25 protein-coding genes are annotated in these 24,087 nt (G+C 61.1%); 15 read left to right on the forward strand and 10 right to left on the reverse strand.

What is annotated here, in order from left to right; translation table 11 throughout:
* The first annotated feature begins 1 nt into the window (after position 1).
* The 5 genes from ACMGT0_RS12215 (at position 2) to ACMGT0_RS12235 (ending at position 3,591) form a co-directional block, all read left to right on the forward strand.
* Positions 2–430, forward strand: coding sequence for a hypothetical protein (locus ACMGT0_RS12215; RefSeq protein WP_416772771.1), 429 nt, complete (start codon positions 2–4; stop codon positions 428–430).
* A 154-nt stretch (positions 431–584) separates the two neighbouring features.
* On the forward strand, positions 585–812 hold the full coding sequence (locus ACMGT0_RS12220; protein ID WP_416772773.1) for a cyclic-phosphate processing receiver domain-containing protein: 228 nt from the start codon (positions 585–587) through the stop codon (positions 810–812).
* Positions 813–1,395: 583 nt separating this feature from the next.
* Positions 1,396–2,097 carry a transposase gene (locus ACMGT0_RS12225; protein ID WP_081005853.1) on the forward strand — a complete coding sequence of 234 codons (702 nt, stop codon included), beginning with the start codon at positions 1,396–1,398 and terminating at the stop codon, positions 2,095–2,097.
* 291 nt (positions 2,098–2,388) lie between these two features.
* Positions 2,389–2,781: a hypothetical protein gene (locus tag ACMGT0_RS12230; protein WP_416772776.1), complete on the forward strand. Its 393-nt coding sequence runs from the start codon at positions 2,389–2,391 to the stop codon at positions 2,779–2,781.
* 108 nt (positions 2,782–2,889) lie between these two features.
* On the forward strand, positions 2,890–3,591 hold the full coding sequence (locus ACMGT0_RS12235; protein WP_273823364.1) for a transposase: 702 nt from the start codon (positions 2,890–2,892) through the stop codon (positions 3,589–3,591).
* A gap of 143 nt (positions 3,592–3,734) precedes the next feature.
* Here ACMGT0_RS12235 and ACMGT0_RS12240 read toward each other — a convergent pair whose 3' ends face one another.
* On the reverse strand, positions 3,735–4,808 hold the full coding sequence (locus tag ACMGT0_RS12240) for an RHS repeat-associated core domain-containing protein (protein ID WP_416772778.1): 1,074 nt from the start codon (positions 4,806–4,808) through the stop codon (positions 3,735–3,737).
* Between the two features lie 1,125 nt (positions 4,809–5,933).
* Here ACMGT0_RS12240 and ACMGT0_RS12245 point away from each other — a divergent pair.
* From ACMGT0_RS12245 to ACMGT0_RS12270, 6 genes are all read left to right on the forward strand, one after another.
* A complete protein-coding gene (locus ACMGT0_RS12245) occupies positions 5,934–7,184 on the forward strand; it encodes a dienelactone hydrolase family protein (protein WP_054056399.1) in 1,251 nt (416 codons plus the stop codon).
* 3 nt (positions 7,185–7,187) lie between these two features.
* Positions 7,188–7,973, forward strand: a complete 786-nt coding sequence (locus tag ACMGT0_RS12250; protein WP_416772780.1) for an SDR family oxidoreductase — start codon at positions 7,188–7,190, stop codon at positions 7,971–7,973.
* Positions 7,974–8,040: 67 nt separating this feature from the next.
* On the forward strand, positions 8,041–9,279 hold the full coding sequence (locus ACMGT0_RS12255; RefSeq protein WP_416772782.1) for a styrene monooxygenase/indole monooxygenase family protein: 1,239 nt from the start codon (positions 8,041–8,043) through the stop codon (positions 9,277–9,279).
* A gap of 12 nt (positions 9,280–9,291) precedes the next feature.
* Positions 9,292–9,825 carry a flavin reductase family protein gene (locus tag ACMGT0_RS12260; protein ID WP_273823369.1) on the forward strand — a complete coding sequence of 178 codons (534 nt, stop codon included), beginning with the start codon at positions 9,292–9,294 and terminating at the stop codon, positions 9,823–9,825.
* 100 nt (positions 9,826–9,925) lie between these two features.
* Entirely contained in the window at positions 9,926–10,858 is a 933-nt protein-coding gene (locus tag ACMGT0_RS12265) for a SphA family protein (RefSeq protein ID WP_416772784.1), read from the forward strand.
* A gap of 81 nt (positions 10,859–10,939) precedes the next feature.
* The gene (locus tag ACMGT0_RS12270) at positions 10,940–12,361 is read left to right on the forward strand and encodes a methyl-accepting chemotaxis protein (RefSeq protein WP_416772786.1); all 1,422 of its coding nucleotides are present in this window, start codon (positions 10,940–10,942) and stop codon (positions 12,359–12,361) included.
* Positions 12,362–12,431: 70 nt separating this feature from the next.
* On the opposite strand, the gene catA is transcribed toward ACMGT0_RS12270, so the two are convergent.
* Genes catA through antA form a run of 4 tightly spaced genes read right to left on the reverse strand, consistent with a single transcriptional unit; the run spans position 12,432 to position 16,313 of the window.
* The gene (gene catA / locus ACMGT0_RS12275; protein WP_416772788.1) at positions 12,432–13,358 is read right to left on the reverse strand and encodes a catechol 1,2-dioxygenase; all 927 of its coding nucleotides are present in this window, start codon (positions 13,356–13,358) and stop codon (positions 12,432–12,434) included.
* Between the two features lie 32 nt (positions 13,359–13,390).
* On the reverse strand, positions 13,391–14,425 hold the full coding sequence (gene antC, locus ACMGT0_RS12280) for an anthranilate 1,2-dioxygenase electron transfer component AntC (RefSeq protein WP_054062773.1): 1,035 nt from the start codon (positions 14,423–14,425) through the stop codon (positions 13,391–13,393).
* Between the two features lie 11 nt (positions 14,426–14,436).
* Positions 14,437–14,928 (reverse strand): anthranilate 1,2-dioxygenase small subunit, encoded by a 492-nt coding sequence (antB, locus tag ACMGT0_RS12285; RefSeq protein WP_273823372.1) that lies wholly within the window; start codon positions 14,926–14,928, stop codon positions 14,437–14,439.
* Entirely contained in the window at positions 14,925–16,313 is a 1,389-nt protein-coding gene (antA, locus tag ACMGT0_RS12290) for an anthranilate 1,2-dioxygenase large subunit (protein ID WP_054059443.1), read from the reverse strand. Before antA ends, antB begins: the two co-directional genes overlap by 4 nt.
* 208 nt (positions 16,314–16,521) lie before the next feature.
* On the opposite strand from antA, the gene ACMGT0_RS12295 reads away from it, so the two are divergent.
* A complete protein-coding gene (locus ACMGT0_RS12295; RefSeq protein ID WP_054059444.1) occupies positions 16,522–17,493 on the forward strand; it encodes an AraC family transcriptional regulator in 972 nt (323 codons plus the stop codon).
* 73 nt (positions 17,494–17,566) lie between these two features.
* Here the strand turns inward: ACMGT0_RS12295 and ACMGT0_RS12300 are convergent, their stop codons facing one another.
* Both ACMGT0_RS12300 and ACMGT0_RS12305 read right to left on the reverse strand, forming a co-directional pair.
* The gene (locus tag ACMGT0_RS12300; RefSeq protein WP_054059445.1) at positions 17,567–18,592 is read right to left on the reverse strand and encodes an AraC family transcriptional regulator; all 1,026 of its coding nucleotides are present in this window, start codon (positions 18,590–18,592) and stop codon (positions 17,567–17,569) included.
* 216 nt (positions 18,593–18,808) lie between these two features.
* Positions 18,809–19,693 (reverse strand): LysR family transcriptional regulator, encoded by an 885-nt coding sequence (locus tag ACMGT0_RS12305; protein ID WP_054059446.1) that lies wholly within the window; start codon positions 19,691–19,693, stop codon positions 18,809–18,811.
* A gap of 130 nt (positions 19,694–19,823) precedes the next feature.
* Between ACMGT0_RS12305 and ACMGT0_RS12310 the strand changes: the two genes are divergently transcribed.
* The gene (locus ACMGT0_RS12310; protein ID WP_416772789.1) at positions 19,824–20,945 is read left to right on the forward strand and encodes a muconate cycloisomerase family protein; all 1,122 of its coding nucleotides are present in this window, start codon (positions 19,824–19,826) and stop codon (positions 20,943–20,945) included.
* An 18-nt stretch (positions 20,946–20,963) separates the two neighbouring features.
* Entirely contained in the window at positions 20,964–21,254 is a 291-nt protein-coding gene (gene catC / locus ACMGT0_RS12315) for a muconolactone Delta-isomerase (protein WP_054059448.1), read from the forward strand.
* 71 nt (positions 21,255–21,325) lie between these two features.
* Here catC and ACMGT0_RS12320 read toward each other — a convergent pair whose 3' ends face one another.
* From ACMGT0_RS12320 to ACMGT0_RS12330, 3 genes are all read right to left on the reverse strand, one after another.
* Positions 21,326–21,823 carry a hypothetical protein gene (locus ACMGT0_RS12320; RefSeq protein WP_416772792.1) on the reverse strand — a complete coding sequence of 166 codons (498 nt, stop codon included), beginning with the start codon at positions 21,821–21,823 and terminating at the stop codon, positions 21,326–21,328.
* A gap of 57 nt (positions 21,824–21,880) precedes the next feature.
* A complete protein-coding gene (locus tag ACMGT0_RS12325; RefSeq protein ID WP_416772793.1) occupies positions 21,881–22,378 on the reverse strand; it encodes a hypothetical protein in 498 nt (165 codons plus the stop codon).
* 444 nt (positions 22,379–22,822) lie between these two features.
* Positions 22,823–23,521, reverse strand: a complete 699-nt coding sequence (locus ACMGT0_RS12330) for a YoaK family protein (RefSeq protein WP_054062770.1) — start codon at positions 23,519–23,521, stop codon at positions 22,823–22,825.
* 298 nt (positions 23,522–23,819) lie between these two features.
* On the opposite strand from ACMGT0_RS12330, the gene ACMGT0_RS12335 reads away from it, so the two are divergent.
* Positions 23,820–24,035 (forward strand): DUF2790 domain-containing protein, encoded by a 216-nt coding sequence (locus ACMGT0_RS12335; protein ID WP_054061096.1) that lies wholly within the window; start codon positions 23,820–23,822, stop codon positions 24,033–24,035.
* The last annotated feature ends 52 nt before the right edge of the window (positions 24,036–24,087 follow it).

A 24,087-nucleotide genomic window follows, 5' to 3' on the forward strand; every position in this document is an offset into this window, starting at 1 on the left:
TATGAAGGTTATTTGTAGAATAGATAATTTGTACGAAATAAAAGATGCTGGTGTTTTGAGTAGGCTTGAGGAGTATATTCGTTATCCTGATGGTGAATTTGGTCTTGTCTTGGGTAGGGAATATACTGTTTATGGGGTTGTTTTTTGGGATAATGCGCCTCTGGTTTATATTTTTTTGGATGCGGAGGATGATTATCCTAAGCCAGTAGCTATGGATTTTTTTGAATTAACCGATGTTGAGCTCTCCAAATGTTGGGTGCTTTCATATTCTCCTCAAGGGGCTAAAGATTCGTCTAGCTCCTTGGTGTTTAAGGAGTGGGCAGAGGATCCTGCCTTTTATGAGAAGCTTGTAGAGGGTGATGAAGCAGCTACTGATGTGTTTAAAAAGTATCGCTCATTCATGGATTCTGAGGGTGGCTCTAGCCGTTAAATTGCAAAAAAGGTGACGTGCAAAAAAAACAAAAAAGGTGACGGATTTGAGTGGCACTTACTTAACGTCCAAGTACCTGAGCTGAAAGCGAAAAATGAAGAAGGGCTGATCTTGGTCTACGGTGATAGTTGCGAACACACACCAAGCACAAAGGATGCAGCCCCTCGGGAAAATAAATCCGTCCCCGTTTCGGTCCGATCATGATCTCGGGAATGACATGCGTGGGACAGGATATGACGTCATAGTCTGGATTGAGGAGGCTGTGGCTCTAAATGGATTTCTTGCTCCTAAAATATTTATTCACTCAGCCAACGTATCCGCTCGTTTGAAAATGGAGCGGGGTGTTGAGAATATAATTTCTATGAGTAATAGTCGTGGATAATTTAAATTATTTGTTTGCTAGGCTGGAAGAAATTTCAAAGGATGCGAAAACGGGGACTGCGAAAACCGAAAACGGGGACCGAAAACGGGGACGGATCTATTTTCTGAACCAGAAACGGGGACGAATTTATTTTCTCCGATAATGCTCTGCAACGAGGCCAGTTGACAGGAACAGATCGTTTCGTGGGCGAGGTGGAGAGTACTGTTGAAACGAATTCCGAAGCGGCTGAAGCGAGGCTCGGGAAATAAATCCGTCCCCGTTTTTCCGTTTTTCGGTCCCCGTTTTTCGTTTTTATGGTACGGATGAGGCCGTGCGGGCGTCCGCTAAGAGCTGTGTTAAGAAGCTGCCGCGGAGCAAGCGTGACCCGATCTATACGGTGATCAACAGTCGTCGCCCGATGGAGCTGGTGGCCTTGATGCTGGGAAAACGGGGACGGATTTATTTTCTCGGGAAAACGGGGACGGATTTATTTTCTCCGGGAAAACGGGGACGGATTTATTTTCTCCGATCGCAGAAACGGGGACAGATTTATTTTCTGAACCGTTTGCTACTCTGAAAGCTTCAACGGAAGGAGGCTTCAGGTATGCCCAGGATGGGACGTATTGTTTTACCAAACTACCCGCACCATGTAGTACAACGCGGTCATAACCGTCAGATAGTGTTTGCGGATGCGGAAGATTATCACCGTTATCTCGAAAATCTGCGGGAACTCAAGGAAGTATTCGGCGTGAAGGTCTATGCCTATTGCCTGATGACCAATCATGTTCATCTTTTGCTAGCCCCCGGTGAAGCAGTTGCAGGGTTGGGCCAATTGATGAAGGCGCTGGCAGCACGGACGACACGTTATCGCAATCGGCTGGAGGGTCGTTCGGGCACCTTGTGGGAAAGCCGATACAAGTCCAGTGTCGTGCAATCGGATGCTTATCTGCTGGCGTGTTGTCGCTACATCGAACTGAATCCTGTGCGTGCTCGAATGGTCGCTGATCCGGTAGATTACCCATGGTCGAGCTATCAGGCTCGGATGAGTGGTGTAGAAAACGACTGTTTGCTGGATGTTGATCCTTGCTTCGCTGCTTTGGGTGATACTGCGAAAGAACGTGGCCAGCGTTACGAGGCATTTGTTCGACAAGCTGTTGCAACTGATGAAATCAGTCTGATCCGCGATGCTTTGCAAAGAAGTCAGTTGACCGGGACGGATCGTTTCGTGGACGAGGTGGAAAGGATTATTGGCTTACGGATAGAGAAACGAGGTCCGGGGCGGCCGGCTCGAGAGTCAGGAAAATAAATCCGTCCCCGTTTTTCCGTCCCCGTTTTTCCGGTCCCCGTTTTTCCGTTTTTCCATATTCCCAAGGACAGGGCCTGGGCTAGTGCAATTAACCCAGGCTGAGTTCGGCTTGTATGTGGATATGGTCAGGAATGGAGGTCTTCAGGGGGGCGCGCTAAGGGCATATGAAGGTATGTTGCGAGCTGGTAATCCGGGCCTCAGCGAGGGTTCGGGTCAAAAATTAATAAATTTGTTTAATAGCAGAAAATGACTATTTCAATTTTTGAGATTTCTATCAGGAAAGAGCTTGATATGAAGAGAGTCTCTGCCCTGTTCTCAAACTATTTTGGTATTCCAGTTGGGAACTTTGTAGGGATTGATGATTTTTGGGAGATTAAATCCTCTGAGCAGAAATATCTGGTCGGAGTTAGACTGGATGTTAGTGAAGTCGGCTACAAAACTCTTGTTGTGTGCTATTGCTATTTTGAATTATATGGTGATTCGTTAGGTGGTCTCGCAAAGTATCTTGCGGTTGAGTTGGGGACAGATGTTGCTATTGGCGATTATGTTCATACGTCCGATGTTGTGAATGGGCGGCTCATGGTCTTTTCTGCTGATGGGGAAGTTGCGTATGGTTTCGAGAGTTGCGAGTCTTCCGGGTTTGATGTTGAGTTTTCTGATAAAAGTAAAAAAAATAAGAGGTGAAAATAACAAAAAAGGAGAAAAGGGAGAAACGGGACGGGAGAAGCGGGACGGATTTATTTCCTGAACCGTTTGCTACTCTGAAAGCTTCAACGGAAGGAGGCTTCAGGTATGCCCAGGATGGGACGTATTGTTTTACCAAACTACCCGCACCATGTAGTCCAACGCGGTCATAACCGTCAGATAGTGTTTGCGGATGCGGAAGATTATCACCGTTATCTCGAAAATCTGCGGGAACTCAAGGAAGTATTCGGCGTGAAAGTCTACGCCTATTGCCTGATGACCAATCATGTTCATCTTTTGCTGGCCCCCGGTGACGCGGTTGCAGGGTTGGGCCAGTTGATGAAGGCGCTGGCAGCACGGACGACACGTTATCGCAATCGGCTGGAGGGTCGTTCGGGCACTTTGTGGGAAAGCCGATACAAGTCCAGTGTCGTGCAATCGGATGCTTATCTGCTGGCGTGTTGTCGCTATATCGAACTGAATCCTGTGCGTGCTCGAATGGTCGCTGATCCGGTAGATTACCCATGGTCGAGCTATCAAGCTCGGATGAGTGGTGTAGAAAACGACTGTTTGCTGGATGTTGATCCTTGCTTCGCTGCTTTGGGTGATACTGCGAAAGAACGTGGCCAGCGTTACGAGGCATTTGTTCGACAGGCTGTTGCAACTGATGAAATCAGCCTGATCCGCGATGCTTTGCAAAGAAGTCAGTTGACCGGGACGGATCGTTTCGTGGACGAGGTGGAAAGGATTATTGGCTTACGGATAGAGAAACGAGGTCCGGGGCGGCCGGCTCGAGAGTCAGGAAAATAAATCCGTCCCCGTTTTTGTCCCGTTTTTGTCCCCGTTTTTCCGGTCCCCGTTTTTCCGTTTTTCACGCGTCCCCGTTTTTCCGTTTTTCGTTTTTCGTTTTTAATAGTGTTTAAAGATTGTGCTGCTGGAAGTGTTCCTGTTGTTCAGTCGGTTCTGATGTTATCTCTTGATGACTTGGGGCGAACACCGAGAACCAAGCCTTTTTCCATGTGCTCAGTGATGCGGGCTGAGAGGGCTTCACGCTCCTCTGCGCTGGGCAAGCTGGACAGCAGTTTTGCTGCTTGCGCACGTTTGTAGTTTTCGAAGTTTCTGTCGTCGACGTCGTAAGGGATTCCGTGTATGTTGGGTTTTATCAATAGTTTTCCGGGGGTTTGATTGAAGGCCAGCTCCAGCAGGGTCGGGTTGTTGTTTTTTATTGTCCGGATGCTTTTATTGTCGGTAACGGTGATTTCTGGTTTTAGCCAACTGCCTGCGGCCATTCTGGTTCTTGCATCGCCATTTTTTTTGGGCCAACTTGTCAACTCAGTCCAGCCACTGCCTGTCTCGTTGCGCATTATCGTTTTCTTCAGCGTCTTCTCGTTGGAGGCATTGACGCCCAGTCTGGAGGTGTAGAACTTTGTTGTGCTGTTAGCGCTTTTTATTCGCCAGAGATCAGGAAGCACCGTGCGGGGGCTTGGAGTTGAAATGTGTCCATCGCGATCTACTCGATTGACGGGGTCAGCCAGGCAATACAGATAGCTGTTTATGCCGCCAGCACCAAAAGGGCTCCAGCGGTCCGGGCTATTGAAACGCATCAATACCGGATTGAAGACACGATAGCCATTACCCAGCGGATAGTGCCCAGTGATCGGATCGGCTCTTTCGCCCTTGAAGCCCAGCAAGTTGCCCAGGACACTCGTTATCTTGCCATGACCATAGGGTGTATAGGCGATGGGGTGGTCGATGGCGCCTCGGAGGGTTTTCAGCACCGAGCGTTGCGAGTCTGTGGCCAGTAGCCAGGTGTCCTGGGCATCATCCTGGCGCTGTTGCTGAGCCAGTAGCTGGTTGTCGTGTTGAAAAAAACGGGTCTGTTTAGCGCCCTGGATCTCGTTGGCCAGGCGGCTTTCGCAGTAGAAACGCAGGAGATTGGCTTGGTTTGATACAGCGCAGTCGATCAGGCGATCCAGTGGATCGTAGTGATAGCGACACAGTAGGGTTCCGCGGGGGAGCGTCAGCATTGGCCAGACTCCAGGCAGGGTCGAAACTGCTGTGCCGAGTGTGGGCTTTTTCCGGGTCATTGCCTACTGGCAGAACTATCAGGTTCGTACCCCTGCTTGCAGAGCTATCGACTGCCTGATCCCCAGTCTGCTGATCGATGCTGACAGCCCCACCGATGTGCTCCACGCCAACGCCGAGAAACGGGGACCGAGAAACGGGGACGGATTTATTTTCTCCGGTAATGCTCCGCAGCGAGGCCCGTTGACAAGAACAGATCGTTTCGTGGGCGAGGTGGAGAGTATTGTTGAAACGTTGTCCGGAGCGGCCGAAGCGAGGCTCGGGAAATAAATCCGTCCCCGTTTTTCGTCCCCGTTTTTTGGTCCCCGTTTTTTCGTCCCCGTTTTTTCCCGTCCCCGTTTTTTGCCGTTTTTTGTCGAGCTAGCGGCGCTGATGCTGACTTTATCTTCTTTATTTGCCGTGCCAGCCAGGGCGTCCGGAAAACGGTATTTTGGAGGGGGTGAGTAGAGGGCGGCTTTGTTGAGGAAGAATTATGTGTCTGTGTGCTTGGAAGTCCGTTGATATTTATGTCTTATATTTTCTCTTGAGTTGGCTGGCTTAGGGGTTAATTACCAGAAGGTCGATAGAGGGTGACTTCAGGTTCAATGTTGCTTTGTGAGCCAAGAGAGGGCGAGGCCACTGTCTGTCTGCCAGATTCAGGCTGGGGAGAAGTGGTCGTCGCCTTCCTGATTGGAAGAAAAGGTGCTGTTCTTTTGTAAGTGGATATTTAATATCTTCTGGAGGGGTTTAATAACTGGCTGAACGGATAGGTTTTTTATTATTTGGAAATAATGAAGTTCGCTCTGAAGTTGCGTGTGAATATACGTAGGGAGTGGCCGTAGCATAAAGACTACAAAACAGATGTTTACGCGGTGAAGGGAAGTGAGGAGGAGGGGGCGAACCTGAAGTGCTTGCAGTGTGCTGACGTGCCCATTCGCGGTTAAACCCACTCCCACACGACCGCGTCGTGATGAATGGCACCCGCCGAAAACTTTTCGCAGCCAGCGGACTTTTCACGCAGCCAGCGGACAGCCCCAGTCACGCAACCGCCCGAAGATGTCCCCACGTCAACGACTGGAGACATCGCAATGAAGGGACATTACGTCAACGTCCGCTCGGATTCCGGCGAGCAGTTCCAGGCCTACCTGGCCACATCCATCGATGGCCGCGGCCCGGGCGTGGTGCTCTGCCAGGAGATCTTCGGAGTCAACGCCGCCATGCGCGAAGTGGCGGACCAGTTGGCCGAGGAAGGCTACACGGTGCTGGTACCGGACCTGTACTGGCGCCAGGAGGCCGGGGTGGATCTGGGCTACAACGAAGCCGATTTCCAACGCGCCTTCGCCCTTTACCAGGCCTTTGACGAAGGCCACGGCATCCGCGACATCGCCGCCAGCCTGCGCCATTTGCGTGGCCTGGACGCCTGCAGCGCAGACGGTCTCGGCGTGGTCGGCTACTGCCTGGGGGGCAAGCTTGCCTACCTCGCCGCCTGTCGCCTGCCGGAAGTGGCCTGTGCCGTCGGCTACTACGGGGTGGGCATCGAGCAGGCCCTGAATGAACTCGAAGGCCTGAGTGGTCGCCTGGTCCTGCACTTCGCCGAACGGGATCAGTTCTGCCAGGCCGACGCCCGCGAGTCGATCATCGCCGCGTTGCAGCAGGCGCCGGGCACCGAAGCCTATGTCTACCCGAATGTCGATCATGCCTTCGCCCGTCCTGCCGGCGATCACTTTCACAAGCCTTCGGCACTGCTCGCCCACGAGCGCACCATCGCCGCGCTGCGCCGTACCATCGGCCCGGACTACAACCTGTCGGCACTGTGGGAAGAACATATCCGCCACGAGTTCGATACCCGTGACGTGCCCGCGACCATGGCGACCATGGTGCCCCAGCCTTACGTCAACCATATCCCGACCATGACCGGTGGCGTCGGCTACCGCGAGCTGGCGCGTTTCTATCGCTACCACTTCGTGCATGGCAACCCGCAGGACATGAGCCTGACGCCGATCTCGCGCACCGTGGGGGCCTCGCAGATCGTCGACGAGTTCATCATGAGCTTCACCCACGACCGTGAGATCGACTGGCTGCTGCCGGGCGTGGCCCCCACCGGGCGTTTTGTCGAGATTCCGATGCTAGGCGTGGTCAAGTTCCGCGGGCCGAAGCTCTATCACGAGCATATCTACTGGGACCAGGCCAGCGTGCTGGTGCAGATCGGCCTGCTCGACCCCACCGGCCTGCCGGTGGCCGGGGCGGTGACCGCGCACAAGCTGCTCGATGAAAGCCTGCCGTCGAACACGCTGATGCCCAGTTGGGCCGCCAGCGCCGACCTGCCGATCGAGGGTTGAGCCATGTCCATGAACCTGCAGGACAAGGTGGCGCTGATCAGTGGCGGCGCGACCCTGATCGGTGTCGCCGTCGCCGAGGCGCTGGTCGCCGCCGGCGCCCGGGTGGCGCTGCTGGATATCGATCCCAGGGGCGCCGAGGTGGCGGCGGGCCTGGCCGACAACGGCCTGTTCGTGGCAGTGGACCTGACCGACGATGCCGCTCTCGGCGACGCGGTGGGGCAGGTCCGGCAACGCTGGGGCCGGATCGACCTGGTGATCAACCTGGCTTGCACCTACCTCGACCAGGGCATCGCCTCCGACCGCAGTGAGTGGCTGCGCGCCCTCGACATCAACCTGGTGTCGGCGGTGCAACTGGTGCGTACGGTGCACGCCGACCTCAAGGCCAACGGCGGCGTGGTGATCAATTTCACCTCGATTTCCGCCGGCTGTGCCCAGACCGGGCGCTGGCTCTACCCGGTGTCCAAGGCCGCCTTGCAGCAGCTGACCCGGTGCATGGCCATGGACCTGGCCGCCGATGGCATCCGGGTCAACTCGGTGTCGCCGGGCTGGACCTGGTCGCGGGTGATCGCCGAAGTCAGCGGCGGTGACCGTGCCAAGGCCGACCGGGTGGCCGCCGACTATCACCTGCTCGGACGCCTCGGCGATCCGGCCGAAGTGGCCCAGGTGGTGGCCTTCCTCTGTTCGCCGGCGGCCAGCTTCGTCACTGGCGCGGACTACGCGGTGGATGGCGGCTACTCGGTGATGGGACCGGAGCGCAACCAGCCCGCCATTGCGCGGCTGGCCGAATAGAGCCGTTTTGCTCGCGCCGGGTGCGCGGGCTTTTTCTTCAAGACATTCGAACAACAGGAGACACTCCATGCGTCGCATCGCTATCGTCGGGGCCGGACAAGCCGGCCTGCAACTGGGCCTCGGGCTGCTTGCCCAGGGCTACCAGGTGAGCATCACCACCAACCGCACCGCCGAGCAGATCCGCGCCGGCAAGGTCATGTCCAGCCAGTGCATGTTCAACACCGCCTTGCAGACCGAACGCGACCTGGGCCTGAACTTCTGGGAAGAACAGTGCCCCGCGGTGGAAGGCATCGGCCTGACCGTGCCCAACCCGCAGCAGCCGGGCAGCAAGCTGATCGACTGGAGCGCGCGCCTGGAGCGTTACGCCCAGGCGGTGGACCAGCGCCTGAAGATGCCGGCGTGGATGGACGAGTTCGTCCGCCGTGGCGGCGAGCTGCAGATCGAGGACGTCGGCATCGCCGAACTGGAACGCCTGGCCGCCAGCCACGACCTGGTGCTGCTGGCCGCCGGCAAGGGCGAGATCGTCAACCAGTTCCCCAAGGACGCCGAGCGCACCCGCTTCAACCAGCCGCAACGGGCCCTGGCCCTGACCTATGTGAAGGGCATGACGCCGATGTCGCCGTACTCGCGGGTGGCCTTCAACCTGATTCCCGGGGTGGGCGAGTACTTCGTGTTCCCGGCGCTGACCCTGAGCGGGCCGTGCGAAATCATGGTTTTCGAAGGCATCCCCGGCGGTCCGATGGACTGCTGGCAGGACGTGCAGACCCCCGAGCAGCATCTGCAACGCAGCCTGGAGATCGTGCGCCGTTATGTGCCGTGGGAAGCCGAGCGCTGCCGTCATGTCGAGCTGACCGATGCCGGCGGCGTGCTGGCCGGACGCTTCACGCCGATGGTGCGCAAGCCGGTGCTGGAGCTGCCCTCGGGCCTGCCGGTGTTCGGCATGGCCGATGCCCTGGTGGTCAACGACCCGATCACCGGGCAGGGCTCCAACAACGCCGCCAAGTGCAGCAAGGTCTACCTCGACGCGATCCTCGCCCACGGTGACCAGCCGTTCACCCCGCAGTGGATGGTGCAGACCTTCGAGCGCTACTGGGACTACGCCCAGCACGTGGTCGGCTGGACCAACAGCATGCTGCTGCCACCGCCTGAGCATCTGTTGCAGTTGCTCGGCGCCGCCGGGCAGTCGCAGGCCCTGGCTTCGGTCATCGCCAACAACTTCGACGATCCGCGCCGCTTCGCCCCGTGGTGGTTCGATGCCCAGGCCTGCCAGGCCTTCATCGCCAAGCTTTCGCCCGTGGCCGCCTGAGGAGTGATGGATATGAACGCAATGCACCTGCCTCTGGACCTGATCGCTGCCGACAGCAGCGAGCCCCGCGCCCTGCGCAACCTGCTCGGCCAGTTCGCTACCGGGGTCACCGTGATCACCACCCGTGGCGCCGACGGGCGCAAGGTCGGCATGACCGCCAACTCGTTTTCCTCGGTGTCCCTGGACCCGCCGCTGGTGCTCTGGAGCCTGGCGCGTACGGCGCCGAGCGTGAGCGACTTCCTCGCCGCCAGCCACTTCGCCATCAACGTGCTGGGCAGCGACCAGCACGGCCTGTCCGGGCACTTTGCGCGGCCGGCGGCGGACAAGTTCGCCGGCATCGAGCATGTCGAGGCCACGGCGGGCGTGCCGCTGCTGGACGGCGCCATCGCCACCCTGGTGTGTCGCAACCTGACCCAGTACGAGGGCGGCGACCACCTGATCTTCCTCGGTGAAATCGAGCACTACCGACACAGCGGCGGAGAACCGCTGGTCTTCCACGCCGGGCAGTACCGGGTCGCCGTCGCGCACCCCGAACTCGGCCGTTGAGTCTCCTGCCTCTTACAACAACATTCGGGTCTGTACGAAATGTCTTCAACGCCGCCTGGGCGAGCGCAGATGCATTTCCTACAGAGCCAAGGAGCCTTGCATGAACAACATCCGTAACCTGGCCTGTGCCCTCGCGCTCGGCAGTGGTGCCGCCCAGGCCTATGACCTGCCGGTGGTCAACCTCGGCCTCACCAGCTTTCTCGACGGCGGCCTGCCGGCGGGGCCGGGCTGGTACCTGCAGCAGTACTTCCAGAACTACAGCGCCAACCGCCTGGTGGACAAGAACGGCGACAAGCTGGGCTTGCCCAGGACCGAGCTGGATTACCAGGTCGCGGTCACCCAGGTCAGCTACCTCTCGGACCTGCGCCTGGGCAACGCCAGCCTCGGCCTGAACACCGTGTTGCCCATCGTGACCAAAATGAAGGTCGACGATGGTCTCGACAACGCGGCCCTGAAGGACCAGGGCGGGGTCGGCGACTGGCTGATCGGCCCGTTCATCCAGTTCGACCCGATCATGGGCAAGGACGGTCCGCTGTTCGTGCACCGCATCGAACTGCAGGTCAACCTGCCCACCGGCGAGTACAGCGACAAGAAGGACATCAACCCCGGCAACAACGCGGTGTCGTTCAACCCCTACTGGGCGGCGACCTACTGGTTCACCCCGAACTGGACGGCCTCGGTGCGTGCCCACTACCTGTACAACTTCAAGAACCACGACCCCGGCTACGGCTTCGGCGATGCCAGCGATATCCAGGCCGGCCAGGCCCTGCACGCCAACTTCGCCACCGACTACGCGGTCACCCCGCAACTGCGCCTGGGCATCAACGGCTACTGGCTCAAGCAGATCAGCGACACCCGGGTCGACGGCCACGAAGTCTCCGGGCGCCGGGAAAAGGTCTGGGCCATCGGGCCGGGGGCGATGTACAGCTTCTCCAAGGACGATCACCTGGTGTTCAACGCCTATTTCGAACAGGACGTGGAAAACCGCCCCGACGGCTCGCGGCTGCAGGTGCGTTATATCCACCACTTCTGATCGGCTCCTGGGCGTCAGTCTTCATCAGCGTTTGGCCTGCCCTGAGTGGCAGGCCTTTTTTTTTGAGTTTGAGGGAGTGCCATGGATTTCGATGCATTGATCTGCCGGACCGACCTGCAGGGGCGGCTGGTGTTTTTCAACGAGGCTTTCTGCGAGGCCCATGGGCTCACCCCGACCGCCGTGCAGCAGACGTACCTCGATGACCTTCTGCATCCGCAGGTGCCGCGGCGCCTGGTCGAGCACCTGTACCAGACCCTCGGCCGCGGCCGGCCCTGGCTGGGGCCGTTGTGCCACCGGCGCGGCGACGCTGGCGAGCTATGGCTGGAGCTGTACATCAAGCCGGTGCATGGGGCCACGGGTATCAGTGGTTACGGGGCGGTCTTCCTGCCCCTGGACGAGGCGGGCATCGGGCAGGCGCGTCGGGGTTATCGGCGTATCGCCCGGCATGGCGCGCCGGGCGGCGCGTCCTGGTGGCGCTGGTTGTCCTCGGCGGCTGGCGGCTTGCTGCCGCAGGGGTTGCTGCGACGACGCCTTGCCGGTCTGCTGGATGATCACGGCAAAGTCTGCGCCGATCCCTGGTTGGCCGGTTTTCTCGGCGGCGAGAGCAGCCTGGCCCGGGTCGCCTGGGGCCTGCGTAGCGAAGAGCGGCGCCTGCAGGCGGCGCTGGTGCGTATCGCTGGCTCCGGGGCCGGGCTGGGCGGACAGGCCCGGGACATGGCCGGGATGATCCGCGAGGAGGCGCTGCAATTGGATCGCCAGCGCGAGGCCAACCAGCAGGTGGCCACGGCGCTGCATGAACTGGCGGCGACCATCCAGGAAGTGACGCGCAATGTTCAGTTCGCCAGCCAGTCCACCAGCGAGGCCAGCAGCCTGGCCAGCGGCGGTGAGCGACAGGCGCGGGAGGCGGGCGAGGCGCTGGGCACGCTGGAGCAGGCCATCGGTACCAGCGCCCGCGCGGCCCGGGAGGTGGCGCAGGAGGTGGAAGCCATCGGCGGGTTCACCAGCCTGATCGATGCCATTGCCAGCCAGACCAATCTGCTGGCGCTCAATGCCGCCATCGAAGCCGCCCGTGCGGGTGAGGCGGGGCGCGGCTTCAGTGTGGTGGCCGATGAGGTGCGGCAACTGGCGGCGCGGACCCAGGAGGCCACGGCACGCATCCGGCCGTTGCTCGAACGCCTGGAGCAGGCCAACGGCCGCAACCGCGAGGTCGCCCGGCAGTGCGAGGAACTGGCCCGGGCCGGCGCCGGCCGGGTGCAGGCGGTGGCCAGCGCCCTGAGCGCGGTCGCCGGGCAATTGCAGAGTGTGGACAGCCTCGGACAGCAGATCGCCGTGGCCATGCATGAGCAGGAGCAGGTGGTGCAACTGCTGGATGAACAGTTGCAGGGCAATGTCGAGGCCATCGGGCGCAGCGTGGAGCAGGCGAGGAGGGTGGAGGGGGTGAGCGGGGAGTTGACGCGGCAGTCGGAGAGCCTGTTGAGCCTGGCGCATTACTTCGATCGCTGAAGCCCTTGTGTAGAGCGCGGCGTTTCGGGCCGCCGAACCGCCGCGCTGCTGTGAGGACCGGTGCCGCGACTCAATGCCCCTGCAACGCCCGAGGCCGCTGGCTGCGCTCCTGGTCATCGGCATGGGTGGCCGCCTGCAGGGCGAAGTCGAAGGTCATCTGCGCACAGCGCCCGTTCACGCCGTGCACGCCGTTCTCGCTGAACGTCACTTCCCCCACCAGCCCGTCCCGGGTGGCATAGGCAAAGTCATCCCACAGGTACTGGTCACCCGAGAGGTTGATCTGGGTGGTCAGGTGCCGGTAACCCGGTGCCGAGATGAAGAAGTGCACATGGGCCGGCCGCTGGCCGTGACGGCCCAACTGGTTCAGGCATTCCTGGGTCGGGCCCTGCGGGTTGCAGCCATAGCCGCTGGGCACGATGCTGCGGGCGCGGTAGCGGCCCTCGGCGTCGGTGATGATGCGCCGGCGCAGGTTGTACTCCGACTGGCTCTGGTCGAAGTACGAGTAGTTGCCCTGGGTATTGGCATGCCACAAGTCGACGGTGGCCCCGGCGATCGGCGCGCCGTTCAGGTCCAGCACCCGGCCCTCGAGGAACATCACCGTGGCCTGGCCGTCCTCGCTGCCGTCGTCCATGCGCGTTTCACCTTCGGCAATCGGCGCACCGGCCACGTACAGCGGCCCTTCGATGGTCCGCGGCGTGCCACCGACCTTGCCGGCCTGGGCGTCGCGGGCATCGGCGAGCAGGTCGAGGAAGTGCTCCAGGCCCAGCCCGGCCACCAGCAGCCCGGCCTCGTTCTTCCCGCCGAGGCGGTTGAGGTAGTCCACGGCGGTCCAGAATTCGTCATCGCTGATCTGCAGGTCCTCGATCAACCGCGCGGCGTCCTGCAGCACCCGCAGAATGATGCGCTTGATCCGCGGGTTGCCGCTGTCGTTGCGGTAGCCGGCGGCTTCTTCGAAAAAGCGCTGCACGTCGGCGTTCTGGGAAATGGCTACGGTCATGATGTTTGCCTCTGTTGTTGTGATTGTTCGGGTTAACGTCGGGTCGTTGCGCTTTGCAGGAATTTCTCGGCGTAGATCTGCACCTCGCCCGGTGCCTGGTCGGCGACCCAGCCTTTCACCGCCTCCACCATCGGCGGCGGGCCGCACAGGTACATGTCGAAGGGTTCGGCGTTCAGGCGCGCGGCGTCGAAGTGCTCGTGGATATAGCCGCGGCGGCCGTTCCAGTCCGTGCCGGGCTGGCTCACCACCGGGGTGAACTCGAAGCCGGGAATGCGCTGGCACAGCGCTTCCAGACGCGCGGTCTCGCACAGGTCGGCTTCCTGGTTGACCCCGTAGAACAGTTGGATCGGGTACGAGCAGTCGCCGCGCTCGGCGATCTCGTCGAGCATGCCGAGGAAGGCCGACAGGCCGGTGCCGCCCGCCACCATCACCAGCGGCCGCTCCACCTGACGCAGGTAGAAGCTGCCCAGTGGCGCCTCCAGTTGCATCGCCATACCGGGCACGCAGTGTTCGCGCAGGAAGTTGCTCATCACCCCGTCCGGCAGCAGGCGGATCAGGAACTGCAACTGGTTGCCGGCATTCGGCCGGTTGGCGAAGGAATAGGCGCGCCACTGGTCGGTGCCCGGTACCTGCAGGCGGGCGTACTGGCCTGGCAGGAACTGCAGGGTGTCGGCCTGGGCGCTGGCGTCCAGGTGGAGGATGGCGGTGCTGGCCGAAACCTGTTCGACACGCAGCACCGTGCTCTGCAAGCGCAGCGGCTCGCCGGCATGGCAGTGGCTGGAGTCGTGGTCGAAATAGAACGTGGCGTCGGACTGCACGCGGGTCTGGCAGGCGAGCATCTTGCGCTGGGCCAGGTCGCGGGCGCTGAGGGCTTCGTCGTCGACGTATTCCTGCTCGTAGCGCCCGGATTCGCAGCGGCCCTGGCAGGTGCCGCAGACCCCTTCGCGGCAGTCCAGCGGCAGGCTGATGCCCTGGCGCAGGGCGGCGTCCAGCAGCAGCTCGCCAGGCTTGACGGCGATGAAGAAGGTCTTGCCGTCGGCAAAGCTGAGGGCAACGTTATGGGTCATGGCGGCAGCCCTCAGAGGTGATAGAAGTCCAGCACGGAATCGATGGTGTCGTTGAGCAGCAGCACGTGCTTGCGGCGGATGCGCAAGTCCGTACCGTCCTGGCGCAGCAGGTAGGAGCAGTGGCCGAAGAAACTGCCCTGGCGCCCCTGGCGGGCGTACAGGGTCTGCCAGGCGACGCGGGCCTCGAACTGCCCGTCTTCCAGCTCGCGCACCCGCAGGTTGCTGATCTGGTGCAGGGTGCGCGGGTGCGGCGTGGACGCCGCGGACTTGCCGGTGCGCAGGCGGAACACCCGGTCTTCGAGGCCGGAACGGTCCTCGTAGTAGATGTACGAGAGGCCCTGGTTGGGGTCTTCGACGTAGCGGTGCTCGCTTTCCCACTGCGGCAGGTGGAACACGCTGTCCGGGTCGAACAGCTCCAGGTAGGCGTCCCAGTCCTGGGCATCGCAAAGCTCGGCCTTGCGCAACAGAAACTGCTCGATGGTGTAGTGCAGGGAGAGGTTCATGCTTGGACTTCCTTCGGTTGCAGGGCGCGACGGGCCAGGCCTTCGAGCAGCAGGCGCTGCCAGGTGCCGTGCTGGTTGACGTAGAGGCCTTCGTGGGTGAATTCGCGACCGGTCAGCACCGGCCGGATACCCAGGGCTTCGCTGTTGGGCGTGGCGCCCTCGGTCCAGCGGTGATGGCCACGGGAGATATCGCTCCAGCGTTCCAGGCGGGCCTGGAAGCCGCGCTGCTGTTCGCGGAACTCCACCAGGTCGTCCGGCGTGCCCATGCCCGAGACGTTGAAGAAATCCTCGAACTGGCGGATGCGATTGCGCCGGTCGGCCGCGGACTCGCCCTTGACCCCGATGCACTGGCTGATCACTTCGGTCTTGTTCCAGGCCACCGGGCGCACGATGCGCAACTGCGAGCTGATCTGGTCCATGAAGAACAGGCTGGGGTAGATGTTCAGGTTGCGCAGGCGGTGCATCATCCACTCGGCGCGGACCTGCCCGTATTCCTCCACCAGCCTTGGCATGACGCTGGCATAGCCGGGGCGCACGGCGGGGTTGGGCATATCGCTGAACAGCACGCTGTGGCCGTTGTGGAAACTGAACCAGCCGTCGTCGGTTTCCGCATCGCCCGCGCCCAGCTTGCTGTAGTCCAGGGTGCTGTCACCCTGGCCCTTTTGCGCGTTGACCTGCTGGCGGTGCTGCACCGTGGACACGTAGTTGTAGTGCACGGTGGACACGTGGTAGCCGTCCAGGCCGTTCTCGTTCTGCAGCTTCCAGTTGCCGTCGTAGGTGTAGGTGGACTTGCCTGCCAGCACTTCGAGTTCACCGGTGGGCGACTGGGCCACCATCATGTCGAAGAAGATCCGCGCATCGCCCAGGAAGTCCTCCAGCGAGTCGCTGGCGTGGGTGTCCAGGCTGATGAAGACGAAGCCCTTGTAGCTCTCGATCCGTGCCTTGCGCAGGCCGCGGGTGGCCTTGTCGAAGCCTTCCGGGTATTCGCCGGGGGCCTTGACCTTCACCAGGCGGCCGTCGCTCTTGTAGCACCAGGCGTGGAACGGACAGGTGAAGGTGGACTGGTTGCCCGCGCCCTGGCGGGTCAGGGTGGCGCCGCGGTGCTGGCAGGCGTTGATCAGCGCATGCAGCTCGCCGTTGCCATCGCGGGTGATGATCATCGGCTGGCGCCCGGCGCGCAGGGTGATGAAGTCGTTGGGGTTGGCGATTTCGCTTTCGTGACAGGCGTAGATCCACTGCTTCTCGAAAATCAGCTCCATCTCCAGGTCGAACAGTTGCGGCTCGGTGAAGATATCGCGGGCGACGCGGTAGATGCCCTCGACGGGGCGAAAGTCCAGGCAGCCCTGGACGTAGTCTTGCCATTGGCTCGGGGTGCGGGCGCTCATCGGGCGTGTCCTCGTTGTTGGAGTTCTGTGCCGGATTGAAGCGCTGGCGGCGAGGTCGCTCTAGCCGTTTAGTGGGCGTTGACCAGCCATTTCTTCCGCCCTTGCAGGGCGCGGATGACGGCGGGGCAAATAGCTGCACAAAATGGATAGTGGGACGGGGCGTTGTCGCCGGACAATCGAGCCAGTCCACCGAGCCGAGGAGACGCCCATGCACCGCGCCATTGCCACCCTGCATAACCGCTGCGCCGAACTGACCCAGGCGCAGCAATGGATGAGCGCCATCTGTGGCCCGCACCAGTTGCGTTCCCGGCACCCCGAACAGCTCTGTTTCAGCCACCTCGGCACGCGCCTGCCGGCGCTGGGCACGGTGCTGGGGCGCATCGCCTACGGCACGGCGGTGAATATCGGTATCCGCTCGCTCGACGCCTACAGCATCAGCCTGCCGCTGCGCGGGCGGCAGCGTTTGCGCAGCGGTCGCGACCAGGTGCGTTCCGATGCGGGCTGCGGGCTGGTGGTGTCACCGCTGGAAGCCCACTCGCTGGAGCTGGGCGGCGACTGCGAGAAGCTTCAGGTGGTGGTGCATCGGCGGGCGCTGGAGGAGGTGGCCGAGGAAATGCTGCAGCGGCCATTGCGCGAGCCGATCCGCTTTCGGGCGCAAATGGATATTGGCCGCGAGGAAGTGGCGGCCTGGTGGCTGAGCGTGCGCCAGTTGCTGGACAACTGGCCGCAGCTCAGCGCGCTGTACGCCCAGCCGCGTCTGGCCCGGGACATGGAAGGCCTGCTGATCCGCGCGCTGCTGCTGGCGCAGCCGAACAACTACTCCGATGAACTGGAGCAGGGCGGGCAGGAGCGGATTCCGCACTACCTGGTGCGTGCCCGGCAGTTTCTTCAGGACCATGCCCGCGAGGCGCTGCGCCTGGACGATCTGGAGCAGGTGGCCGGGGTCTCGCGGGAGAAACTCTACGATGCGTTTCGGCGTCATCACGGGCTCACGCCGATGGCCTATCTCAAGCATTACCGACTGACCGCGGTGCGCAGCGCGTTGTTGAGTGGCGGGGCGGCGGCGAGTGTGTCGAGTGTGGCGCTGGAGTGGGGATTCGGGCACCTGGGGCGGTTTGCCAGTGATTACCGCAAGGCGTTCGGGGAGTCGCCGTCCGGCACCCTGGCGCGCTTGCGCTGAGGCCCCTCTTTCAGACCGTCTTGAGAGCCCTCGCAGGGGGGGCTCTCAAGACGGTCGCCAGGGCAGCGGGTGGTCACGACACCCGAAAGCGCCGCGTCGCCGAAGGCAGCTCCCCATACCGCCGCTTGTACTCCTGGGCGAACCGCCCCAGGTGGGCAAATCCCCATTTGAACGCCACATCCGTCACTGACGCCTGTTCATTGCGCGTCAGTTCTTCATGCACCCGCTCCAGGCGCAGCTCGCGCATGTAGGCCATCGGGCTGGTATTGCGAAAACTGCGGAAGCCGGCAAACAGCGTGCGCACGCTGACCCCGGCCTGCTCGGCCAGCGATTCGACGCTGAGGGGCTCGTGCAGGTGCTCGCGGATGTAGGCCTCGGTGCGCTTGATGAAGTAGGGCGAGATGTTCTTTTCCGCCGGGCGCTCCAGATTGTCCAGGGCGCTGTGGGGCTGCCCGTAGAGCAGGGAATTGAGCAGCGCCGATTCGAACTGCTTGAGCACCAGCGGCTGGTGCAGCGGGTGCTCCGCGCTGCCGATGGCGTGGACCAGGGTGTTGAGCAACTGCAGGAAATAGGCGGCCCCGGGCCGCGAGAAATCCAGGCGCGGATCGAATTGCGGCAGGCGCTGGCTGGCCTGGGGGATGTGCTGGCGGCAGTGGTAGGCCATGTCGGCCTGCTCGATGCGCAGGGTCAACTGCGGCGAGTGACCCTGCCAGCGCATCCGCGCCGGCAGGGTCGGCGACAGCAGCGAGGCCACCAGCGGCGAGGATTCGAATTCCAGCCCCTCGCAGCGGATCAGCGCGCCGCCCTGGATGGGGATCTGGATCAGGTAGAAATCCTCCAGGCGTCCGGGGTCGATATCCACTTCCGTGGCGTACTCCAGCCGGCTCAGTGCCAGGCCGCCGCGGGTCACATGGTGCATGCAGGCGCCAACCGCCTCGCTGGTGTGCACCGCAACCAGCTCGTGCGGCTTGAAGATGCGCCCGACACTGGTCCGCACGCTGTCCAGGTCGTAATGCAGGAACAACTGGTTCTGTTCAGTGAAAAGCTGCAAATCACTGAAGCACTCACCGCTCGCAAGGCTTGCTTCGATGGAGATCATTGTCACCTCTCGTTACACAGGCAACCACGTCTGCACGCTTTCGGGCACCGGCTTCTGCAGTAACCGGATAGTCGTTGCAGTGTCCGGATAATGCCCGGGCGGCAGTGTGATCCTTGGTGCCGATCACCGTCGGCTTATCCCTCTCTCAGCAAGGAACAGACCAACCTGGATGTTGATCGTCGCGCGAGCGGGGATCGAACGCAGGTGACGACGAGGTTATGGCGCCCGTTCCGCGAGCAGTGCCTCGATCAATTCCAGGCAACGCTGCAACACCGGATTTGCTTCGTCCTTGCGTCGACTGAGGATGATCGGGCTCACCGCATCCCGATCGCTCACCCCGGTGTATTCCAGATCCGCCCGATGCTGCTGGCGCACCGACGCCGGGGCCAGGGTCACCCCCAGCCCGGCAGACACCAGCCCCAGCGCCGTCTGCAGTTCATTGCTCCACTGCCCGACCTTCACGCTCAAGCCATGGTGGGCGAACAGCGCCAGGACATGGTCGGCATAGCTGGGGCGTGGCGTGGCCGGATACAGCACGAAGGCCTCCCCGGCCAGTTGCGCCAGGCTCGGCGTCGTGCCACCCAGCGCATGCCCGCGCGGCAGCACCGCCACCAGCGGGTCCTCGTACAGCACCCGCTGCTCGATGGCCGGATCATCGATGCGAATGCGCCCGAAGCCGATATCGATACGCCCGGCCTTGAGCGCTTCGACCTGCTGCAGCGTGGTCATCTCGACCAGGTCCAGTTGCAACTCGGCGTCGCTGCGCAGCGCTCGGGTCAGCTCTGGCAACAGTCCATACAGAGTCGAGGGCGCAAAGCCGATTCCCAGCCAGTGTCGCTGCCCCTGGCCGATGCGCCGGGTGGTGGCGCCGATCTGTTCCAGTTGCTGGAGCAGGGTGCCGGTCTGTTCATAGAAATAGCGTCCGGCCTCGGTCAGGCGCAGTGGCCGCCCGCGCTCGAGCAGCAGGGTGCCGAGTTCTTCTTCCAGTTGGCCGATCTGCCGGCTCAGCGGCGGCTGGGCCATGTGCAGGCGTTCGGCGGCGCGGGTGAAGTTCAGGGTTTCGGCGAGCGCCTTGAAGTAACGCAGGTGGCGAAGCTCCATCAGACTTCCTGGGTATGGTGGCAGAGGTAATCGATATTGGATTGCTCGCCGCCAACAGGCAATCCTTTGCCCACCCATTGAACGACAACGGCGGCGCAGGGGCGCCGTCGGCCACAAGGTGCCCAGGCAAATGAGCAATGCAGTGATCGAACAGGTACAGGCGGTCATCGTCGACCTGCCCACCATCCGCCCCCACAAGCTGGCGATGCACACCATGCAGCAGCAGACCCTGGTGATCCTGCGCCTGCGCTGCAGCGATGGCATCGAGGGTATCGGCGAAGCCACCACCATCGGCGGCCTGTCCTACAGCTATGAAAGCCCGGAAAGCATCAAGGCCAATATCGACAGCCACCTGGCCCCGGCCCTGATCGGCCTGGCCGCGGACAATATCAACGCCGCCATGCTCAAGCTGGACAAGATCGCCAAGGGCAACACCTTCGCCAAGTCCGGCCTGGAAAGTGCCTTGCTCGATGCCCAGGGCAAGCGCCTCGGCCTGCCGGTCAGCGAACTGCTCGGTGGTCGCGTGCGCGACAGCCTGGAAGTGGCCTGGACCCTGGCCAGCGGCGACACCGCCCGGGATATCGGTGAAGCCGAGCAGATGCTGGAACGGCGCCGGCACCGCATCTTCAAGCTGAAGATCGGCGCCAATCCGTTGGAACAGGACCTCCGGCATGTGATCGCGATCAAGCGGGCCCTGGGCGATTGCGCCAGCGTGCGCGTCGACGTCAACCAGTATTGGGACGAGTCCCAGGCCATCCGCGGCTGCCAGGTGCTGGGCGACAACGGCATCGACCTGATCGAGCAGCCGATCTCCCGGGTCAACCGCTCCGGCCAGGTGCGCCTGAACCAGCGCAGCCCCGCACCGATCATGGCCGACGAATCCATCGAAAGCGTCGAGGACGCCTTCAGCCTCGCCGCCGACGGCGCCGCCAGTATCTTCGCCCTGAAGATCGCCAAGAACGGCGGACCCCGTGCCGTGCTACGCACCGCGCAGATCGCCGAGGCGGCGGGTATCGCCCTGTATGGTGGGACCATGCTTGAGGGCTCGGTCGGCACCCTGGCTTCGGCCCACGCCTTCCTCACCCTGCGCCACTTGACCTGGGGCACCGAGCTGTTCGGACCCTTGCTGCTGACCGAGGAAATCGTCCGCGAAGCGCCGGTCTATCGCGATTTCCAGCTGCACGTACCGCGTACCCCCGGCCTCGGCCTGACCCTCGACGAGACGCAACTGTCGCGCTTTGCCCGCCGCTAAGACAAGAAGGAAACGACCATGCTGTTCCACGTGAAGATGACCGTAAAACTGCCGCAGGACATGGACCCGGCCAGGGCCGCGCAACTGAAGGCCGACGAAAAGGCACTGGCCCAGCGCCTGCAGCGCGAGGGCACCTGGCGCCACCTCTGGCGTATCGCCGGGCACTACGCCAACTACAGCGTGTTCGACGTGCCCAGCGTCGAGGCACTGCATGACACGCTGATGCAACTGCCGTTGTTCCCCTATATGGATATCGAGGTTGACGGCCTGTGCCGGCATCCGTCGTCGATCCACGAGGATGATCGGTGAGGGGATGAAGCCCGGTGAAGGAGTTCCAGCCAGGCTCCCGGAGCATGGCTGGATGACTGGCGGCGATGAAGTCAGGAAAGGGCGATGCCGAGTCGACCGGTCAACTCGGCCATTCGCGGGTCGTTCCTCAGGCTCTCCAGGAACTCTTGATGGAGCCTTTCGTTGGTTGAGCGGGAGTTGAGGGCGGCGTAGGTCGATTCGTCGTCGATCAGGCCGTTGCGTTTGTACAGTTCATCGGTGTGGTGTCTCAGCAGGGTGAAGTACTCATCCATTTCTCCAGAGGAAAGGCTTGAGAACCTTGCCTCATTTTTAAATGCTGACGTTCCATCTGGCAGGAATATGACTTCGAGTGCAAATTCCCCCCACCATTTTGGTACGGCACCTATTGGCACAGGTGGATCCATCACATCAGACATTTCGGCGCCAGCAGCGCTTATGCTGACTTTGTCGGTCTCGTTCTTGATGTTTTCGGCGGTTTCTATCGAGAAGGCGCTGTGGTCTTTCGTCGAAGTTGTTTTTGGTGTGATTGGATTATAGGTGGGTGATGGGATGCTGTTATTAATCTTCATGGGCTTCTCTCTTGTAGCGTTTAAAGTGGGTGAGGGTGTTGTTGCAAAAGGTTGACGCTACCAGGAGAAAGTCGAGATCGGCCGATTCCAGCTGGTGTTTCTCCAGCCGAAGTTGAGTGGTGAACCATTTTTGTCCAGAGCTTGGTAGTGAACGTCAACTTCCACTGCGTTATTGGCGTTCCATTCTCCGCCGGGGGCATCTGATTTATCTGCGAGCCAACGGTCACCGGCAACGTGGTAGCTCATGCCATTTTCCGTATAGATAACCTCCTTGTGCGGGCTCCAGTGGCTGCCTACCGAGTAGTACGACCGGTAATCGTGCTCGTTGCCAAAGCGCTTCAGCCGGATGTTGTAGATCTTCAACCCTTGCGTAACGCTGGGGTAGGGGTGACCGGTGATCATTGCCGCGCCTTTGATTTTGCTGAGGCTTTCATCATCGAGAACCGTGACCTGAATGCCTTTGGCCTGCAGCGAAGAAAGAATGGAAGGCTGTGCAATGCTGATGGCCGGCAGCAACGATGCACCTGACAATAGGAATAGGTGGCCGATTTTCATTGGTGACTCCAGGTGGAACTCGGGGTTGGGTGACCAGGAGAAAGCAGGGCCACTCTTGGCCTGACAGATCAGGCAGGAGGAGAGTGTTCGCCAATCTTCTGGTTGAAAGAGAGAGACGCTGCTCTTTTGTAAGTAGATATTTAATATCTTTCGAAGGGGATTAATAACTGGCTGAACGGATAGGTTTTTCAATATTTGGAAATAATGGAAAACATCCCTGGGGTCGTGGGTGAATATATGTGGGAAATGGCTGTAGCCTGGGTGCTACAAGATGGGATGTTGGGACGGGCGAGTGTGGAATGAGGAGAGGGGCAGCCCGAGATATTTTTGTGGTGCTGGCGGGCCTATTCGCGGGCAAGTCGGATCGCCGCACCGCCGGCTCCTACAGGAAGGCGTGAGTGCATACCAGTAGCGTACCCGCCGTTCATTGTCTGCGGACTGCCCTTAGCGCGGCATGAAATCCTTCTGCCACTGATGTGGAATCCTCAGCGCGATCAGCCCCAGCACCGCCGCGATCGCCGCACTGACCACCAGCGCCTGCACGCCCATCTGGCGCTCCAGCATGGCGCCAAACACTGCACCCACCAGCATGCCGCTCCAGGGCACCAGTTGCACCCGCCAGCCATCGCGCTTTTCGCCGAGCAGCCGGCGCCCCAGGCCGCGGCCGAAGCGGGACAGGGCGCCGGTAACGTAGGTCAGGCCGATCGGCAGGCCGTTGACCTGTTCGACGGCGGCATTGAGCATGCCCATGGCAATGATCGCGGTCAGCAAGGCCGGCACGCGAGTGTTGAACGGCAGTATCGCGGCGATGCAGAGCAGGGTGGAAACGCACAGCAGCAAGGGCAGCGAGCGCCTGCCGCCGACGCGTCCGGCCAGCACGCCCAGCACGTTGCCGGCGATGAACGCCATCACCGCCGCGACCAGGCGCAGCACCATCGACAGGTCCCCCTCGCTGACGGCCACCGCCAGGCGCGTGGTGTTGCCGCTCATGAACGAGACGAAGTCGCCCGTGGCGAGAAAGCCGATGGCGTCGGTCATGCCGGCGAGAAAGGACAGGCAGGCCACCAGGGCCAGTCCGACCCGGCCGCGCAGACGGCGCAGGTGCAAACGGTTGCCGGAAAGAAGAGGGGCTGATGGAAGCATCCGCTGGGCTCCTGACTGGACGGTGGACGGCAAGCGGCTGATCAGCCAGAGCAGGCCGCTGTTCCGGGTAGACGGATGATGACAGGTTTCATGAACTTTTTGTCATGATTTTTAATGGAATAAAATGCAACTTGCAGTTTTAAATAATTAACTTTGATTTAACTGATTCATAACGGTTTATTTAAACTTTTTCATAACTTTCTTAATCCTCGGATAACGAACGGTTGCGAGTCTGCACCCAGCGCCTTCTACCGGATTCGCCGGGTCGGCTTGTGTTTTTCCTATTGAGAGAGTTGCCATGAATATCTATGTAAAGGGCTTGGCCGTTGCCGCTGTTCTTTTCAGTGCCCAGGCGTTTGCCCTGGACCGGAAGGATGTCGCCGAAGTGATCCGCGTGGACTCCAAGCCGTATGCCTGCGGGATTTCCAACGCCAGGATGACCTACAAGACGCCAGACGGGCAGATCAAGGAATATGACTACAAGACCTGGGGCAACGGTTGTGCCGGGGATTGAGGGAAGCGCGGGGCGGGAACGTCGTGTAGCGAAGCCCACTGAATCCTGTAAC

Source organism: Pseudomonas sp. RHF3.3-3 (genome assembly GCF_048069595.1).
In the GTDB taxonomy this organism is placed as follows: domain Bacteria; phylum Pseudomonadota; class Gammaproteobacteria; order Pseudomonadales; family Pseudomonadaceae; genus Aquipseudomonas; species Aquipseudomonas fuscovaginae_B.

Excerpts from the sequence above, each read along its gene's own strand:
- ACMGT0_RS12215 (WP_416772771.1), top strand. The coding sequence starts at position 2 with ATGAAGGTTATTTGTAGAATAGATAATTTGTACGAAATAAAAGATGCT.
- ACMGT0_RS12220 (WP_416772773.1), top strand. The coding sequence starts at position 585 with ATGCAGCCCCTCGGGAAAATAAATCCGTCCCCGTTTCGGTCCGATCAT.
- ACMGT0_RS12225 (WP_081005853.1), top strand. The coding sequence starts at position 1,396 with ATGCCCAGGATGGGACGTATTGTTTTACCAAACTACCCGCACCATGTA.
- ACMGT0_RS12230 (WP_416772776.1), top strand. The coding sequence starts at position 2,389 with ATGAAGAGAGTCTCTGCCCTGTTCTCAAACTATTTTGGTATTCCAGTT.
- ACMGT0_RS12235 (WP_273823364.1), top strand. The coding sequence starts at position 2,890 with ATGCCCAGGATGGGACGTATTGTTTTACCAAACTACCCGCACCATGTA.
- ACMGT0_RS12240 (WP_416772778.1), bottom strand. The coding sequence starts at position 4,808 with ATGCTGACGCTCCCCCGCGGAACCCTACTGTGTCGCTATCACTACGAT.
- ACMGT0_RS12245 (WP_054056399.1), top strand. The coding sequence starts at position 5,934 with ATGAAGGGACATTACGTCAACGTCCGCTCGGATTCCGGCGAGCAGTTC.
- ACMGT0_RS12250 (WP_416772780.1), top strand. The coding sequence starts at position 7,188 with ATGTCCATGAACCTGCAGGACAAGGTGGCGCTGATCAGTGGCGGCGCG.
- ACMGT0_RS12255 (WP_416772782.1), top strand. The coding sequence starts at position 8,041 with ATGCGTCGCATCGCTATCGTCGGGGCCGGACAAGCCGGCCTGCAACTG.
- ACMGT0_RS12260 (WP_273823369.1), top strand. The coding sequence starts at position 9,292 with ATGAACGCAATGCACCTGCCTCTGGACCTGATCGCTGCCGACAGCAGC.
- ACMGT0_RS12265 (WP_416772784.1), top strand. The coding sequence starts at position 9,926 with ATGAACAACATCCGTAACCTGGCCTGTGCCCTCGCGCTCGGCAGTGGT.
- ACMGT0_RS12270 (WP_416772786.1), top strand. The coding sequence starts at position 10,940 with ATGGATTTCGATGCATTGATCTGCCGGACCGACCTGCAGGGGCGGCTG.
- catA (WP_416772788.1), bottom strand. The coding sequence starts at position 13,358 with ATGACCGTAGCCATTTCCCAGAACGCCGACGTGCAGCGCTTTTTCGAA.
- antC (WP_054062773.1), bottom strand. The coding sequence starts at position 14,425 with ATGACCCATAACGTTGCCCTCAGCTTTGCCGACGGCAAGACCTTCTTC.
- antB (WP_273823372.1), bottom strand. The coding sequence starts at position 14,928 with ATGAACCTCTCCCTGCACTACACCATCGAGCAGTTTCTGTTGCGCAAG.
- antA (WP_054059443.1), bottom strand. The coding sequence starts at position 16,313 with ATGAGCGCCCGCACCCCGAGCCAATGGCAAGACTACGTCCAGGGCTGC.
- ACMGT0_RS12295 (WP_054059444.1), top strand. The coding sequence starts at position 16,522 with ATGCACCGCGCCATTGCCACCCTGCATAACCGCTGCGCCGAACTGACC.
- ACMGT0_RS12300 (WP_054059445.1), bottom strand. The coding sequence starts at position 18,592 with ATGATCTCCATCGAAGCAAGCCTTGCGAGCGGTGAGTGCTTCAGTGAT.
- ACMGT0_RS12305 (WP_054059446.1), bottom strand. The coding sequence starts at position 19,693 with ATGGAGCTTCGCCACCTGCGTTACTTCAAGGCGCTCGCCGAAACCCTG.
- ACMGT0_RS12310 (WP_416772789.1), top strand. The coding sequence starts at position 19,824 with ATGAGCAATGCAGTGATCGAACAGGTACAGGCGGTCATCGTCGACCTG.
- catC (WP_054059448.1), top strand. The coding sequence starts at position 20,964 with ATGCTGTTCCACGTGAAGATGACCGTAAAACTGCCGCAGGACATGGAC.
- ACMGT0_RS12320 (WP_416772792.1), bottom strand. The coding sequence starts at position 21,823 with ATGAAGATTAATAACAGCATCCCATCACCCACCTATAATCCAATCACA.
- ACMGT0_RS12325 (WP_416772793.1), bottom strand. The coding sequence starts at position 22,378 with ATGAAAATCGGCCACCTATTCCTATTGTCAGGTGCATCGTTGCTGCCG.
- ACMGT0_RS12330 (WP_054062770.1), bottom strand. The coding sequence starts at position 23,521 with ATGCTTCCATCAGCCCCTCTTCTTTCCGGCAACCGTTTGCACCTGCGC.
- ACMGT0_RS12335 (WP_054061096.1), top strand. The coding sequence starts at position 23,820 with ATGAATATCTATGTAAAGGGCTTGGCCGTTGCCGCTGTTCTTTTCAGT.